Genomic DNA, 13,756 nt, shown 5'->3' on the forward strand with positions numbered 1-13,756 from the left:
GCGTCTCGCCCCCTTCCGCTGACCACCCCGCAACCGATTGCCCGCCATACCCATCCCGCCCTATCGAGCGACGACCTCGACGGTCTGCGTCCGCTGAAAGAGGATCGGCCCCCGCTGCTCCACGAGCGTAACGGTCAAGGCGACCTTGGCTCCCGCCCCGATCCTCGCCAGCTCGGGCGGCAGCTCCCCAAGCTCGGTGAGCGGGACATTCCCGATGGCCGCCACGATCATTCCCGCCTGGATCCCGGCGGCGGCAGCCGGGCTCCCGCTCTCCACCGATCCGACCAGGAGGCCGCTCCCCGGTGCCACCCGGAACGAGGCGGCCAGATCCTCGGTCAGCTCCTGGGCGACAATGCCAAAGCGCCTGACCAGAAAATCGGCAAGCGTCGCGGTCGGAGCCTTCCGGCCCTCCTGCGCGTTCTCCCTCGCCTTCCGATACCAAGCGAGCACCCGGTCTCCGGGAATGGCAAAGCCGATCCCCTCGATCGCCTCCCCGCTGAACTTGGCCGAGCTCAAGCCGACAAAGGCGCCCGTGAGATCGACCAGCGGCCCTCCGCTGTTGCCCGGATTGATCGCGGCATCAGTCTGGAGCAGTCCTTCGATCTGGCCCTCCTCCGTGTGGATCACCCGGCCTTTGGCGCTCAAGATCCCCTTGGAGACGCTGTTCTGATAGCCGACCGGGTTTCCCAGCACGATCACTGTCTGGCCCAGAAGATTGGGAGAGAGCCGGTGAATGTCGTACGAGGGGAGCGGCTTCGGCGCATCCACCTTGAGGAGCGCCAGATCCTGGACCGGATCCTCGAAGAGGACCTTGGCCTGGAAATCGTTGCCCTGGGAGAGGCTTACCTTGACCGCCCGGTTGACCGCCCGCTCGACGACATGGGCGCAGGTGAGCACGAACCCTTCGGGCGCCACGACCACCCCCGATCCGAGGCTGCGCACGCGCTCCGAAAAGGAGTAGTACCGGCCGAAGAAGAGCTCGAAGGGGTCCCGCACCTGCCGCTGCACGACCCGTTCAGCGTTGATGTTCGCCACGGCCGGAAGCACCTTCTGGACGACCTGGACGACCGGCTCGTCGGCCGGAGCCTCGGCTCTGCCGAGCGCCGGGCCGAGCAGCCCGAGAAGGACGAGCCCGATCGATCCTCTCTTCCCCCATTGTCGTCTCATTCGCCCGATCCTTTCTCCGTTTCCCGCTGCCCAGGAGCTCCTCTCCCGGCTCCTGGGCTCGCCCAGATCGCCGAGGCGCGTCGCAGCTCGGGTGCGAGCCGTTCGGCCGACCGGAGCCGCTCCGCCACGATGCCGCGATCGAGCAGCTCCTCGACCGTCTCGAGCGCTTCGGCGAACGAGGCAAGAGACCCCCCGGCGAGCAGCCCCACCGCGGCGTTGGCCGCGAGCAGCGCCCGAACGAGCCCCTTCTCCCGACCCTGAAAGACCGCCCGGAGCCGGGAGGCGCTCTCCTGCGCGGACCCGACCAACGCCTCCTCCAACCGGGTGCCCACATAGCCCCGGCGCCGCGCGAAGGCGGCCAGCACCTCCCGGCCGTCCGGCAGAGCCAGACCCCGGATCTCCGCCTCTCCCTCGACGCCGAGCTCCCCAAGAGCCCGCCCCTTCGCGTCGGTCCCGAAGACCACGGCCGCCCGCTGGCAACCGCCAAGCCGGAGCGCCTCCTCGAAGAGGGTCAGATGGGCGCGGGAAAAGACCCCGACCACCTGCGCCATGGGGCGGGCCGGATTGAGCAGCGGCCCGAGCAGATGAAAGATCGTCTTCCGGCCCTGGGCGGCGAGCTTCTTCCGCAGGGGTCCCAGCGCCAGGAATGCCGGATGGTAATCCGGCGCATGGAGATAGGCCATCCCGAGCTCCTGCAGGCTGCGCTCCGCCGCCTCCGGCGAGAGACGGATCGGGATCCCCATCGCCTCGAGCACGTCCGCACTTCCCGAAACCTTGCTCACCCCGCGGTTGCCATGCTTGACCACCGGAAGGCCCGCCGCGGCGAGCACGAACATGGTCCCAGTCGAGATATTGCAGAGGTTGAGCCCGCCCCCGCCCGTCCCGCAGCAGTCTAGAAGAGGTCTTCCTCCCCAATGGCCGCCAAACCCCAGGGGCACCGCGCGCCCCCGGAAGGCCTCGGCGAAAAACGCGGCTTCCCCGCCCGTCGCTCCGCGTTCCTCGAGGTCGAGAAGGAAGGCGATCTTCTCTTCCTCCGCGACCCCCGCGTCGAGCAGGAGCGCGACCGCCCGCTCGACCTCTTCCCGGCCAAGCGGTCGGCCAACGAGACTCCCTAGCGCCGAAGAGTTCACGGGCCGCCCTGGGAGTGGAGCGGGCGCCCACTTTCGGCCATCGTTCGAAAGGCCGAAAACCAGCCGAGCCCGTCATTGGGACCGGGAGCCGCCTCCGGATGATACTGGACCGAAAAAATCGGCAGCTCCTCGTGCGCCATCGCCTCGCAGGTTCCATCGTTGAGGCTCACCTCCCGAACGCGGACGCCTGGAGGCAGCGATTCGGGATCGACCGCATAGCCATGGTTCTGCGAAGTGATCCTCACCATTTTTGTGACCAGGTCGGCCACGGGATGGTTGGCTCCGCGATGGCCGAACTTGAGCTTAAAGGTCCTCCCTCCCAGCGCAAAAGCAAGGAGCTGGTGGCCGAGGCAGATCCCGAAGATCGGCTTCTTCCCGACCAGCGCCCGCACCGTCCGGTGGAGCGAGGGGAGGGCCGCGGGATCCCCGGGCCCGTTGGAAAGAAAGACCGCGTCGATCCCGCTCGCCAGGATCTCCTCGGGCGGCGTTCCCGCCGGCACGACGCGCACGGCGAAGCCCGCCCGCCGCAGCAGCCGCAGGGTGGCATACTTGATCCCGAAGTCGAGGGCCGCCAGCCGGAGGGGCGGCCGGGTGGCCCCCCTTCCCTCCTCGTTCACCTCTTTCTCCCAAGAATCCTCCGCCGCCGGATGGGTCTCCCAAGCGTAGGCCTGGGGACAGGTCACCTCCCGCACGAAGTCACGCTCCCCGTAGCTCCACCCCCGTGCCATCGCCACCGCCTGGGCGAGCTCGATCGGCTCGGTCGAGAGAACCCCGCGGCAGACCCCGTGCTCCCGCAGCCGAAGGGTCAAGCGCCGCGTGTCGATGCCATCGGCGGCGACCACCCTCGCCCCGGTGAGGTAGTCCCGAAGGGTGGCGGTCGCCCGCCAGCTACTGGCCCGTTCGGAAAGCTCCCGCATCAGGAAGCCGGCGACCTGCACCCGCGAGGACTGGTCATCAAAGGGGTTGACCCCGTAGTTGCCGATCTCGGGGAAGGTCATGGCGACCAGCTGGCCCCGGTAGGAGGGATCGGTCAGCACCTCCTGATAGCCGGACATCGCGGTATTGAAGCAGACCTCACCCACGACGGTCCCCTCGCTCCCCGCCGCCCGTCCGCGAAAGACCTCCCCATCCTCCAGGACGAGCACGGCTTCCTTTCCCCTCACAAGCGCCATACGATCTTCCCCTCCACCATCGTGAGCATCGCCCTTCCCTGCACCTCCCACCCCGAGAAGGGTGTGTTCCGACCCCGGGATTGGAACGCCTGCGGATTCACGGTCCACCGGAGATCGGGATCGATGACGACCAGGTCGGCCGCGGCTCCGGTCGAAAGCGTCCCCCCCGGAAGGCCGAGGAGGCGGGCGGGAATCGTGCTCAGGCGGGCGATCAGCCCCGGCCAGTCGAGCAGCTTGGGCTTCACGAGCGTCTCCGCGGCCACCGCCAGCGTCGTCTCGAGCCCCACGATCCCGAAAGGCGCCCGATCGAACTCGACCTCCTTCTCGAAGGAGCAGTGGGGAGCATGGTCGCTCGCGATCAGGTCGATCGCTCCGTCGATGATCCCCTCGAGCAGCGCTTCCCGGTCGGCCTCGGAGCCGAGCGGGGGATTCATCTTGCAGTGGGTGTCGTAGCGGGCGAGATCTCCATCGGTCAGGGCCAGGTGGTGGGGCGTGACCTCGGCCGAAACGGCCACCCCGCGCCGCTTGGCTTCGCGGATGAGGCGGACCGAGCCCGCGCTGGAAAGATGCTGGCAGTGGAGCCGTGCGCCGGTACGCTCGGCCAGAAGGAGATCCCGGCTTACGATCAGCTCCTCGGCGAGGCTCGGCCACCCCCGGAGCCCCAGGACCGCGCTCCAGTAGCCTTCGTGCATCACCCCTCCGGCCGAGACGCTGCTCTCCTCGCAATGCTCGAGGACCGGAAGATCGAGCATGGCGGCATATTCCATGACCCGGCGCATGAGGCCCGCATCCTGGATGCAGCTCCCGTCGTCGGTCAACGCCACCACCCCGGCGGCACGCAGCGAGCCCAAGGGAGCGAGCTTCTCCCCCGTTCTCCCCTCCGAAAGGCAGCCCGTCGGGTAGACCCGGACGACCCCCTGCTCCCGGGCCCGCTCCCGGATCCAGCCGATCGTATTGGGCTGATCGGCGGGAGGACGGGTATTGGGCATCGCCACGACCGCCGTGAACCCTCCTGCCGCGGCGGCACGCGTTCCGGAGGCGAAGGTCTCCTTCTGGGGCTCCCCCGGCTCCCGCAGGTGGACGTGGATGTCGATCAGCCCCGGGGCGACGATCCGGCCGGAGGCGTCGATCGATTCCCACCTCGTCTCCACCGGAAGGGAGGCGGGATCGACGATCCGCCCGCCGGCGACAAAGAGGTCGCCCACCTCATCCCGGCCACGGCTTGGATCGAGGATGCGCCCCCCTGAAAGACGGTAGAAGCCGCTCACACCCCTTCCCTATCCCGCCGATGCAACCGAGCCAACTCCGAAAAGACCGCCATCCGCACGGCAACCCCGCTGGCGACCTGGTCGAGGATGACCGAGCTCGGCCCGTCGGCGACCTCGCTCTCCATCTCGATCCCCCGCTCGACCGGCCCCGGATGCATCAGCAGGACCTCCGGAGGGCAGCGGCCCAAGCGGGCGTTGCCGAGCCCGTAGAGAGAGACATACTCCCCGAGCGAGGGGAACATCCCCTCCCGTTGCCGCTCATGCTGGATACGCAGCAGGATGATGACCTGCGCCCAGGGCAGGACGGGATCGAGCTCGCTGCTCAGCCTGACCCCGAACCGGCCGAAGACCTCCGGAAGAAGTGTCCGAGGGCCGACCAGGGTCACCTCGGCCCCGAGCTTCCGCAAGCCCCAGATATCGGACCGGGCCACGCGGCTGTGGAGAATATCGCCGACGATCGCCACCCGGACCCCTTCGATCTTCCCGAGGCGGCGACGGATCGTGAGAAGATCGAGGAGCCCCTGCGTCGGATGCTCGTGGGCCCCATCTCCCGCGTTGATCACCGAGGAGCGCACCCGGTCGGCCAGAAAATGGGCTGCACCCGCCGCCGAATGGCGGAGCACCAGGAAGTCGGCGCCCATCGCCTCGAGGTTCCGCGCGGTATCCTTGAGGCTTTCCCCCTTCCGGATCGAGCTCGACTCCTGATCGATCTCGAGCACATGGGCACCCAGCCGCTTGGCGGCCAGCTCGAACGAGACCCGCGTGCGCGTGCTCGGCTCGATGAAGAGATTGACCACCGTGAGGCCGCGCAGCGACGGCGACTCCCGTCCGCCTTCCCAGCGGCTCGTCATCGCGTCGGCGGCATCGAGAAGCAGGAGGATCTCCTCCCTGTCGAGCTCCCGCAGGCCGAGAAGATGGCGCCGGGTCCATTTCCCTTCGGCACGATGCTCCGGATTTCCCTTCGGACCTTCCGACCCCATAGCGGAAGGAAAATGGCAAAAGGGTGCCTTCGCGTCCAGCGGGATTGCTGGGCCTCCACAGCTCCCGCTACGGATCCTCACCCTTTCCCGAGCCCTCGCCCCTTCCGCCACCGGCCCCTCCCCTCTGCAACCCCATTCTTTTCGGATTGCCATCGGTAGTGGCTCGTCCTACAACCAGAATAGAGAACGAGCAGTGGCTACGCTATCCGGTCCCGCCTACGTCGTTGGCGACAACATCGACACCGATCAGATCATCCCGGCGCAATACCTCATGCTGGTGCCGACGGTGCCCGACGAGCTCCGCAAGCTCGGCTCCTACGCCCTTTCGGGCCTGCCCGACGATCTCTACCCCGAGCGGTTCGTGGCTCCCGGGGAAGAGACGACCCGCTATCCGATCGTGATCGCCGGTCGCAACTTCGGCTGCGGCTCCTCCCGGGAGCATGCGCCGATCGCGCTTGCCGCCGCGGGCTGCCGGATCGTGATCGCCGAAAGCTACGCGCGGATCTTCTTCCGCAACTCGGTTTCGACCGGGGTCCTCTACCCCTGCGAGTGCGCCGGGCGGCTCTGCGACCGGATCCGGACCGGCGATCTCGTCGAGGTCGATCTCCAGCGGGAAACCCTCTCCGTGGGCACCACGCGCCACGCGCTGAAGCCGCTGGGAGAGGCGAGGCCCGTCATCGAAGCGGGAGGCATTTTCCAATACGCCCGCAAGACCGGCATGGTGCCGACCCCGTAGGGGCGCTGCGGCCCGCTACCGCTTTTTTCCTCATGAAGACCTATCGCATCGCCGTCCTCGCCGGAGACGGCATCGGCCCGGAAATCATGGCCGCCACCCTCCCGCTCCTGCGGTCCGCCGCGCACAAGTTCGGTTTCCGCCTCGACTTCGAGGAAGCCCTCGTGGGGGGAGCCGCGATCGACGCCGCCGGCAAAGCCCTCCCCGATGAGACCCTGGAGGTCTGCCGCAACTCCCAAGCGATCCTCTTTGGCGCCGTCGGGGGCCCCCAGTGGGAAGCCCTTCCCGCCGAGAAGCAGCCCGAGCGCGCCGCCCTTCTGCCCCTCCGGCGCACCTTCGGCCTCTACGCCAACCTCCGCCCGATCTCCTGCTATCCGGAGCTCCTGGGCGCCTCCCCCCTCAAGGCCGAGGTCGCCCGCGGCGTCGACCTGCTGGTCGTGCGAGAGCTGACCGGAGGGCTCTACTTTGGCCAGCCCAAGGGGACCGTGATGACCGACCGGGGAGAGCGGGCCATCGACACCCTGGTCTACGAAACCGCCGAGATCGAGCGGGTCGCTCGTGTCGCCTTCGAGGCGGCGCGCTCGCGGAAGAAGTTCGTCACCCTGATCGACAAGGCCAATGTGCTCGAATCGAGCCTCCTCTGGCGGAAGACCGTGCGCCGGATCGCCGCCGACTACACCGACGTCCAGCTGGGCTTCCTCTACGTCGACAATGCGGCGATGCAGCTGGTGCGCAACCCCCGGCAGTTCGACGTCCTCCTTTGCGAAAACCTCTTCGGCGACATCCTGAGCGACGAGGCGGCCGCCCTCTGTGGCTCCCTCGGCATGCTTCCGAGCGCTTCGCTCGGCAAAGCCCGGTTCGGCCTCTATGAGCCCGCCGGCGGCTCCGCCCCCGACATCGCGGGCAAGGGGATCGCCAATCCGAGCGCGCAGATCCTCTGCGCCGCCCTCCTCCTCCGCTACAGCCTCGGCGAGGAAGAGGCGGCCCAGGCGATCGAAGCGGCATTCCGCGCGGCCTTGAGCGATGGCTTCCGGACGCCCGATATCGCCGATGACGGCGGGAAGACCGTCGGAACGGAAGCGTTTGCCCAGGCGATCCTCGACCGGCTCGAAAACCCCTGACCGCTTGCCAGAAGGCTGCCGGGGGGTTTTGCTTTTCAGGAGTCCTCGTTCTTTGTCAAAAGGATGACCATGAACTCGATCAAGCGGAGGGAACCCCTTCCCATCGGTACAGAGGACCTGGTCAACGCGCGCATCCTCTCGGTCTCCGAGGACAAGCTGGCCGGCTTCCACCCAGAACCCTTTGCCGAGATCGCCCGCCTCGCCGACCTTCCCCTCGCCACGGTCACCGCCCGGATCCGGGCGATGCTCGAGGGCGGGACGATCCGCCGGGTGCGGCAGACCCTGCTCGCCAACGACCTGGCTCCCGGCGCCCTGATCGCCTGGGAGATCCCGGAGGAGAAGCTCGGGGCGGCCTTCGACTTCCTCGTGGTCGAGGACCCCTTCAGCGGCCATGTCGTCCTCCGCTCGACCGATTCCGCCTGCGCCGGCTCCTCCTTCCGCCTCTGGAGCACCCTCAAGGTGCCGCAAGGCTTCTCCCTTGAAGCCCACTGTCGCTACCTGTCTACCCAGATCGGGGCGATCCGCCACCGGATCCTCCGTGCCAAGGGAATCTTCACCCTCGGCGTCGGCCACGTCCGCCGGCGGACGCTCGAGATCGGTGCGATCTGCCCGGCCAAGGCCCAGATGCACGCGGTCGAGGTGAGACGACTTTCCGGGGAGCAGTGGAAGGTCCTCGGTGCTCTCAAGGAAGAGCTCCGGCCGGAGGAGATTAGCCTGGGTCTCTGGGACTCTCGAGCCCGGTCGGTCGGCCTGGGCCTTCCGGAATTCGTCCGAATCGCGCGAGAGCTCGAGCAGCTCGGCATCCTCGGCCGCTTCTCGACCTTTCTCGAGCATGTGAAGCCCCTCTCGACGGGCGAGCGGGTCACCCGCTTCAACGGCCTCTTCCACTGGGCGGTGCCGCAGGGAAGGGAGAAGGAGGCGGGGGAAGAGATCGGCCGCTTCGAGGTCCTCACCCACTGCTACTGGCGAGAGGCCGGCCCCGACTTCGGCAACGTCAACCTGATGGCGGTCGCGCATGGCCGGGAAAAGGATCGGCTGCTGCTCCACAAGGCCGCCATCGACGAGCACCTTCGCCAGGTCGGGATCCCGGTCCTCTACTCGAACATCTTCTGGGGAGGCCGCAGCGAAATCAAACCGTCGGAAATCTTGCCGGAGGCGTACCGGAAATGGAGCCACACAAGGAGAATCGACTGGGAGACGATGCGCGACGGCTCTTCCTGAAGCGCATCTGGCCCGCGTCCGCTCGACTGGCTCGCCGGCTTCGGGATCAGTGGAACGAGCTCCACCTGGAGCTCGGGCCCTTGCGGGCCACCTTCCGCTCCTACTCGGGGGCGAAGCTGCGCGCCGACCTGAGTGCTGCGCTCAACGTTGCCCTCCTCTCCTTTCCGCAGGGGATGGCCTATGCCCTCATCGCGGGGCTGCCCATCCAGTTCGGAATCTACGCCTGCGCGGTCTCCTCGGTCATCGGCCCGCTCTTCCAGAGCTCCCGTTACGTCGTCCTCGGTCCGACCAACGCCACCGCGGTGCTGGTCTTCAGCTCCTACCTGAGCATGGAGGGGAAGATCGACAAGCTCCACTCCTTGAGCTTTCTTTTGCTCCTGATCGGGCTGGCCCTCCTCGCCGGCGCGATCTTCCGTGCGGCGGCCCTCACCCAATATGTCTCCCGGACCGTCGTGATCGGCTACATCACCGGCGCGGCCCTCCTCATCATCGCCAACCAGGTACACCATATCCTCGGCGTTTCGATCCCGGAAGCCTCGACCTTTTTCGACATCCTCAACCAGACGATCCGCCACGCGGGCCAAGCCCAATGGCCCTCCGTCGCCTTGAGCCTCCTCTCCTTCCTCGCCTGGTGGTGGCTCAAGACCGCCTTCCCCAAGCTCCCTGCGGTAGCGATCGCCCTCCTCGTGGTCTCCCTCCTTACGCTCCCTCTCCGCTCGCTCCACCTTCCGATCCGCTACCTCGACCCGATCCCCTTCGGCTTCTGGCCGGTGAGCCTGCCCTCCTTCCACTGGGACTGGTTTTCCCAGCTCGCCAGCGCTTCCTTAGCCCTCGCCTTCTTCGCCGCGATCGAAGGGGCGAGCATCGGCAAGTCGCTCGCCAGCCGCTCCGGCGAGCCCATCGATCCCAACCGCGAGATGTTCGCCCAGGGCGCGGCCAACGTCGCCTGCGCCTTCCTGGGAGGCATGCCCGTCTCGGGATCCCTCACCCGCTCCGCCCTCAACTGGATCAGCAGGCCCGCCACCGTCCTCGCCAACTTCTGGAGTGGCCTCTTGCTGGCGGCGGGTCTCCTTCTGGCGGGCCCCTTTTTCGCCTACATCCCCATGCCCGCCCTCGCGACGCTGGTCGTCCTTACGGGATTTTCCCTCATCAACTGGCGCGACATCCGCATCGCGGTCGAAACGACGACGGCCGACGCCCTCGCCTTCCTGGTGACCTTCCTGAGCGCCCTCCTCACTCCCCTCGACTTTGCGATCGGCCTGGGCATCGGCGTCTCCCTCCTCCTCTTCCTCAAGCAGGTGGGCCAGCCTTCCTTGATCGAATACACCTATGACGAGCAGGAAGGGTTGCGCGAGAAAGGCCGCGCCGAGGAGAGGATCCTCCCCGAGATCTGCATCATCCATGTCGAGGGAGAGCTCTTCTTCGGTGTGGCCGATCTCTTCCGCGAGCAGATCCGCCGGATCTGCTTCGATCCTTCCCTCCGCGTCGTCATCCTGCGGATGCGCAACGCCCACCACCTCGATGCGACCTGCGCCCTCGCCATCGACGAGCTCGCCAAGATGATGCACGAGAGCGGCCGTCACCTCCTCATCAGCGGGGCGACCCGGCCAATCATCCGGGTCCTCCGCAGCTCTGGCGTAATCGATACGATTGGCCGGGAGAACGTCTTCCCCCTCTTTGGCGTCCATCCCAACCTCTCGACCCGCAACGCCCTCCTCCGCGCCCAGCAGCTCCTCGGCAAGAAGGAGAGCGAAGTCCGCATCTTCTTTGAGAAGATCCATGCCAAGCCCAAGGGCGGGGAGCGCCAGACGGAGAGCGAGGGGTAGAGAAGGCTATCGAGCCTTAGGGGTAGAAGCCGCAATAGCCTGGGCGGACGAGGAACTCGCCTTCCCGACCGGCTGAACTGGTTCCAGGCTCACCAGCCCATCGGTACTGAGCATGAGGGCTTTCCAGTTCTCATCCGGATTTTCCCCAAACCACTTCTTCGGCGCAAGAAAGAGGTATTTTTCCGCCTTATACACAACGCCCACCTTTATCGCCCCATTTCCCACGCGCTCGACATACTCCTTTTCGGTTTCTTTATCTAGCTTCAGCTCCTCCTTCCATCTTGCGATGTAGTGCTCCCCCCGAAACCCACCGAATTGCTGGGGAATTCCCGCACTGATCGGCATGATTAACTGCCTGAACCACCACATACCACCCACCACGACAAACCAACAGATCACATATATCCACATTTTTCTATCTTCTGGAACCAATGTCCCCAGTATCGTAATTGAAATTCCTATAGGAATCATAACACCAAATATATATCCGAAGAGCGAGCAGAATCGCCAAAAGTTTCCACTCCACATTTCCTGTTGATACACAATCGAGGAAACGAGAAGCACGGTGCCAACGGCAACCAGAGCAAAAGACAACAGATAAGGAATTACAATTTTCAGTTCACATCCTATAAATTCCGGCTCCTCGCTGAATTGAGTGGGTAAGGGGGGGAGCGGATTTTCCGTTAAGGGATGGCAAGAAGCGGGGTTCTTGCCATCCGTCTTCGACGGATTTTTGGGGAGAGAGGAAGCCGTCAAGGACACTTCGACTTCGTCGATCCTCCTTGACGGCGGATTGCCAGACCGGGCTGCCTGGTGGATGCTTGCGGAATGGACGCGAACAAGCTTTTTGCTGCGGCGCTGCAACTGGGTTCGGAATGGAAGGTGAGCCGGAGTGAGCTCTCCGCGAAGGAGCACACTCTGAAGATCTGGCTCGATTTTCAGCAAGGTCATCGGTTTCCCTGTCCGGAATGTCGAAGAGCTTCCCCCGTACACGACACGGTGGAGAAGCGGTGGAGGCACATGAACTTCTGGCAGTACCGGACCGAGTTGATCGCTCGGGTTCCTCGGATCGACTGTCCGGAGCATGGAGTTCGGCTGGTGGAGGTTCCTTGGGCCAGGGCGGGGAGCGGGTTTACTCTCATGATGGAGGCGGTCATTTTGATGCTTTCCCGGGAGATGTCGGTTTCCGCGATGGCGGAGATGCTCAAGGAGCAAGATACCCGGCTCTGGCGGGTCTTGGGGCACTACGTGGAAAAGGCCTACCGACGCGAGGACTGGAGCGAGGTCAAGAAGATCCTGGTGGATGAGACCAGTAGCAAGCGGGGCCACCGTTACGTGACGGTCGTTACCGATGCGGAGAGCCGGAAGCTGCTCTTCCTTGCCGAGGGGAGAGGAAAGGAGGCTCTGGAGGCCTTCGCCAAGGAGATGAAGGAACATAATGCCGATCCGGGGCAGATCGAAGCGATCTGCATGGATATGAGCCCCTCCTACATCTCTGGAGCCCGGGAGTTTTTTCCGAAGGCGGAGAGGATTTTTGATCATTTCCATGTCATGCAGATGGCGGGAGAGGCGGTCGACCAGGTGCGCAAGGAGTTCGGGCGTCAAGGGTTGCTGCCGAAAGGAAGCCTCTGGGCGCTCCGAGGTAACGAATGGACGCGAAGCGAGGAGCAGAAGGGTCTGCGGAGTTCCCTTTGCGCCGCCTATCCTCGATTGGGAAGAGCCATTGGGTTGCGAGAGGCTCTCCAAGAGATCCTCTCCCAGGAGGATCCCCAAGAGCTCCGCTGGTGGTTCCGGTGGGCGGATCGCAGTCGGCTTGCCCCCTTCCGAAGACTCTCCAAAACCATCAAAGAGCATCTGGGGGGAATCATCGCCTTTCTCCAGAGCCGGATCACCAACGGAACCATCGAAGCGATCAACGGGCTGATCCAGCTGGCCAAAAGGATGGCCAGAGGCTTTCGGAGCTTCCGCTACCTGAGAATTGCCGCGTTCCTCAAAGCCGGAAAGTTGCGGCTCGATCTTCCCGCCCTACCCACTTGAAACAGCGAAGAGGCTAAATTCCCAATACAGTGTCGTGAACGGCCCTGCTTTCCGACTCCGCACCTCCGCACATGCCTTCGTCACTATTTCCGAAAGGTTACGATTCCGTCCGCGCCTGAAGCGCGCCACGCATTGTTTCCAACAACCGACCGGTTCTGCCTTTTCCAGCTTGGCATTGGCTTCATTCACTGTTTTCGATAATTCACACTCCTCGTCCCGCTTCAGCCTGGCCACAGTATCCCGTAAGTAATCTAGGGCAACTGCAATCAGAACCGCTGAACCAGATATGGTAGGCAAAAGGATTAGACCAATTAGCGCAATATCCTCCGTGCGATTTGTCGACATGAATGCAATCCCATGCTGGACACACCACAAGGCTCGCACAAAAAATCCATATAGCGCTAAGCCAATCGTCGCATACGAAAGCAGGGCAATAACTACTTTATAAATATATCTATATTTCCGTTGAATGCCATCATGTGTGACTGAGAGACCACATACGGATCCATTGACCAAATAGATAAGGAGACTAAAAACAATGCGTCCGTATTTCGCAAGAGCAATGAGCATGATTGCAACAACCATCAAGATGCAAAATACAACAGGAAACACTGTGCGTATAAAAAGGATGCACCTATCAGGCCACTCAAGCCAAACTAAGGCGGTGACTATTGCAACTACCAAAATTAACAATGCAAAAAGGCGCCGCCGGTTATTATCACCGCTACTGGTCGTATCTTTGCTATTCCCCTGGCACATGGCACCCTCCCCGATCATCAGCTCCCCCGCAACCGCAAGCACTTGCCTTATCCGCGGCATCACCAAGAAAAAGCCCAGCAGGAGGGCAGTAGTAAGAGTGTCGTCAGAGCTGTGGACGACGGCCGGCTCCTCTCGCTCCTCGGCTAAGCGGTAGATCCTCACCGTCTCTCCCCGCCGGTCGAAGATTCAGTATTTGGCAACCCTCCTTTCTGAACGTAAGCTTCCCATCCCATTGCCTGATCTGCTCAATCGGCATGTAACCAACATCGAGCACTGCTCCTTCCCGGTCCGGCTCGGTCACGCCCGAGAAGCGAAAGACGATGTTGTTCCTCATGAGGCCAA

General features: G+C 64.4%; 12 protein-coding genes. 5 read left to right on the forward strand and 7 right to left on the reverse strand.

Annotated features, from left to right (window positions below; genetic code table 11):
• Positions 1–60: 60 nt before the first annotated feature.
• Genes MacB4_RS02945 through MacB4_RS02965 form a run of 5 tightly spaced genes read right to left on the reverse strand, consistent with a single transcriptional unit; the run spans position 61 to position 5,717 of the window.
• A complete protein-coding gene (locus MacB4_RS02945; RefSeq protein WP_206864381.1) occupies positions 61–1,167 on the reverse strand; it encodes a S1C family serine protease in 1,107 nt (368 codons plus the stop codon).
• Positions 1,164–2,297 (reverse strand): anthranilate phosphoribosyltransferase, encoded by a 1,134-nt coding sequence (gene trpD / locus MacB4_RS02950; RefSeq protein WP_206864382.1) that lies wholly within the window; start codon positions 2,295–2,297, stop codon positions 1,164–1,166. The genes MacB4_RS02945 and trpD overlap by 4 nt, the downstream gene beginning before the upstream one ends.
• Entirely contained in the window at positions 2,294–3,469 is a 1,176-nt protein-coding gene (carA, locus tag MacB4_RS02955; protein ID WP_206864383.1) for a glutamine-hydrolyzing carbamoyl-phosphate synthase small subunit, read from the reverse strand. Before carA ends, trpD begins: the two co-directional genes overlap by 4 nt.
• Positions 3,457–4,737 carry a dihydroorotase gene (locus MacB4_RS02960; protein WP_206864384.1) on the reverse strand — a complete coding sequence of 427 codons (1,281 nt, stop codon included), beginning with the start codon at positions 4,735–4,737 and terminating at the stop codon, positions 3,457–3,459. The genes carA and MacB4_RS02960 overlap by 13 nt, the downstream gene beginning before the upstream one ends.
• Complete coding sequence (locus MacB4_RS02965) at positions 4,734–5,717, reverse strand: aspartate carbamoyltransferase catalytic subunit (RefSeq protein ID WP_206864385.1); 984 nt, start codon at positions 5,715–5,717, stop codon at positions 4,734–4,736. Before MacB4_RS02965 ends, MacB4_RS02960 begins: the two co-directional genes overlap by 4 nt.
• 193 nt (positions 5,718–5,910) lie before the next feature.
• Here MacB4_RS02965 and MacB4_RS02970 point away from each other — a divergent pair, with 193 nt between their 5' ends.
• The 4 genes from MacB4_RS02970 to MacB4_RS02985 all read left to right on the forward strand — a co-directional run bounded on the left by MacB4_RS02970 (position 5,911) and on the right by MacB4_RS02985 (position 10,618).
• The gene (locus MacB4_RS02970) at positions 5,911–6,453 is read left to right on the forward strand and encodes a 3-isopropylmalate dehydratase (protein WP_206864386.1); all 543 of its coding nucleotides are present in this window, start codon (positions 5,911–5,913) and stop codon (positions 6,451–6,453) included.
• A gap of 32 nt (positions 6,454–6,485) precedes the next feature.
• Positions 6,486–7,571 carry a 3-isopropylmalate dehydrogenase gene (gene leuB / locus MacB4_RS02975; protein ID WP_206864387.1) on the forward strand — a complete coding sequence of 362 codons (1,086 nt, stop codon included), beginning with the start codon at positions 6,486–6,488 and terminating at the stop codon, positions 7,569–7,571.
• A 69-nt stretch (positions 7,572–7,640) separates the two neighbouring features.
• Positions 7,641–8,792: an Lrp/AsnC family transcriptional regulator gene (locus MacB4_RS02980; RefSeq protein WP_206864388.1), complete on the forward strand. Its 1,152-nt coding sequence runs from the start codon at positions 7,641–7,643 to the stop codon at positions 8,790–8,792.
• A complete protein-coding gene (locus MacB4_RS02985) occupies positions 8,738–10,618 on the forward strand; it encodes a SulP family inorganic anion transporter (protein ID WP_206864389.1) in 1,881 nt (626 codons plus the stop codon). Before MacB4_RS02980 ends, MacB4_RS02985 begins: the two co-directional genes overlap by 55 nt.
• A gap of 6 nt (positions 10,619–10,624) precedes the next feature.
• On the opposite strand, the gene MacB4_RS02990 is transcribed toward MacB4_RS02985, so the two are convergent.
• Complete coding sequence (locus MacB4_RS02990; RefSeq protein WP_206864390.1) at positions 10,625–11,380, reverse strand: hypothetical protein; 756 nt, start codon at positions 11,378–11,380, stop codon at positions 10,625–10,627.
• A gap of 66 nt (positions 11,381–11,446) precedes the next feature.
• Between MacB4_RS02990 and MacB4_RS02995 the strand changes: the two genes are divergently transcribed.
• Complete coding sequence (locus tag MacB4_RS02995) at positions 11,447–12,655, forward strand: ISL3 family transposase (protein ID WP_206864391.1); 1,209 nt, start codon at positions 11,447–11,449, stop codon at positions 12,653–12,655.
• Here the strand turns inward: MacB4_RS02995 and MacB4_RS03000 are convergent.
• Positions 12,644–13,576 carry a hypothetical protein gene (locus MacB4_RS03000; protein WP_206864392.1) on the reverse strand — a complete coding sequence of 311 codons (933 nt, stop codon included), beginning with the start codon at positions 13,574–13,576 and terminating at the stop codon, positions 12,644–12,646. The two genes, MacB4_RS02995 and MacB4_RS03000, sit on opposite strands and share 12 nt — an antisense overlap.
• Between the last annotated feature and the right edge of the window lie 180 nt (positions 13,577–13,756).

This window comes from Methylacidimicrobium sp. B4, from assembly GCF_017310545.1.
Taxonomy (GTDB): Bacteria; Verrucomicrobiota; Verrucomicrobiia; order Methylacidiphilales; family Methylacidiphilaceae; genus Methylacidimicrobium.

Bases quoted from the DNA above. Each gene is read 5' to 3' on its own strand.
- MacB4_RS02945 (WP_206864381.1), bottom strand. From the start codon at position 1,167: ATGAGACGACAATGGGGGAAGAGAGGATCGATCGGGCTCGTCCTTCTC.
- carA (WP_206864383.1), bottom strand. From the start codon at position 3,469: ATGGCGCTTGTGAGGGGAAAGGAAGCCGTGCTCGTCCTGGAGGATGGG.
- MacB4_RS02965 (WP_206864385.1), bottom strand. From the start codon at position 5,717: ATGGGGTCGGAAGGTCCGAAGGGAAATCCGGAGCATCGTGCCGAAGGG.
- leuB (WP_206864387.1), top strand. From the start codon at position 6,486: ATGAAGACCTATCGCATCGCCGTCCTCGCCGGAGACGGCATCGGCCCG.
- MacB4_RS02980 (WP_206864388.1), top strand. From the start codon at position 7,641: ATGAACTCGATCAAGCGGAGGGAACCCCTTCCCATCGGTACAGAGGAC.
- MacB4_RS02985 (WP_206864389.1), top strand. From the start codon at position 8,738: ATGGAGCCACACAAGGAGAATCGACTGGGAGACGATGCGCGACGGCTC.
- MacB4_RS02995 (WP_206864391.1), top strand. From the start codon at position 11,447: ATGGACGCGAACAAGCTTTTTGCTGCGGCGCTGCAACTGGGTTCGGAA.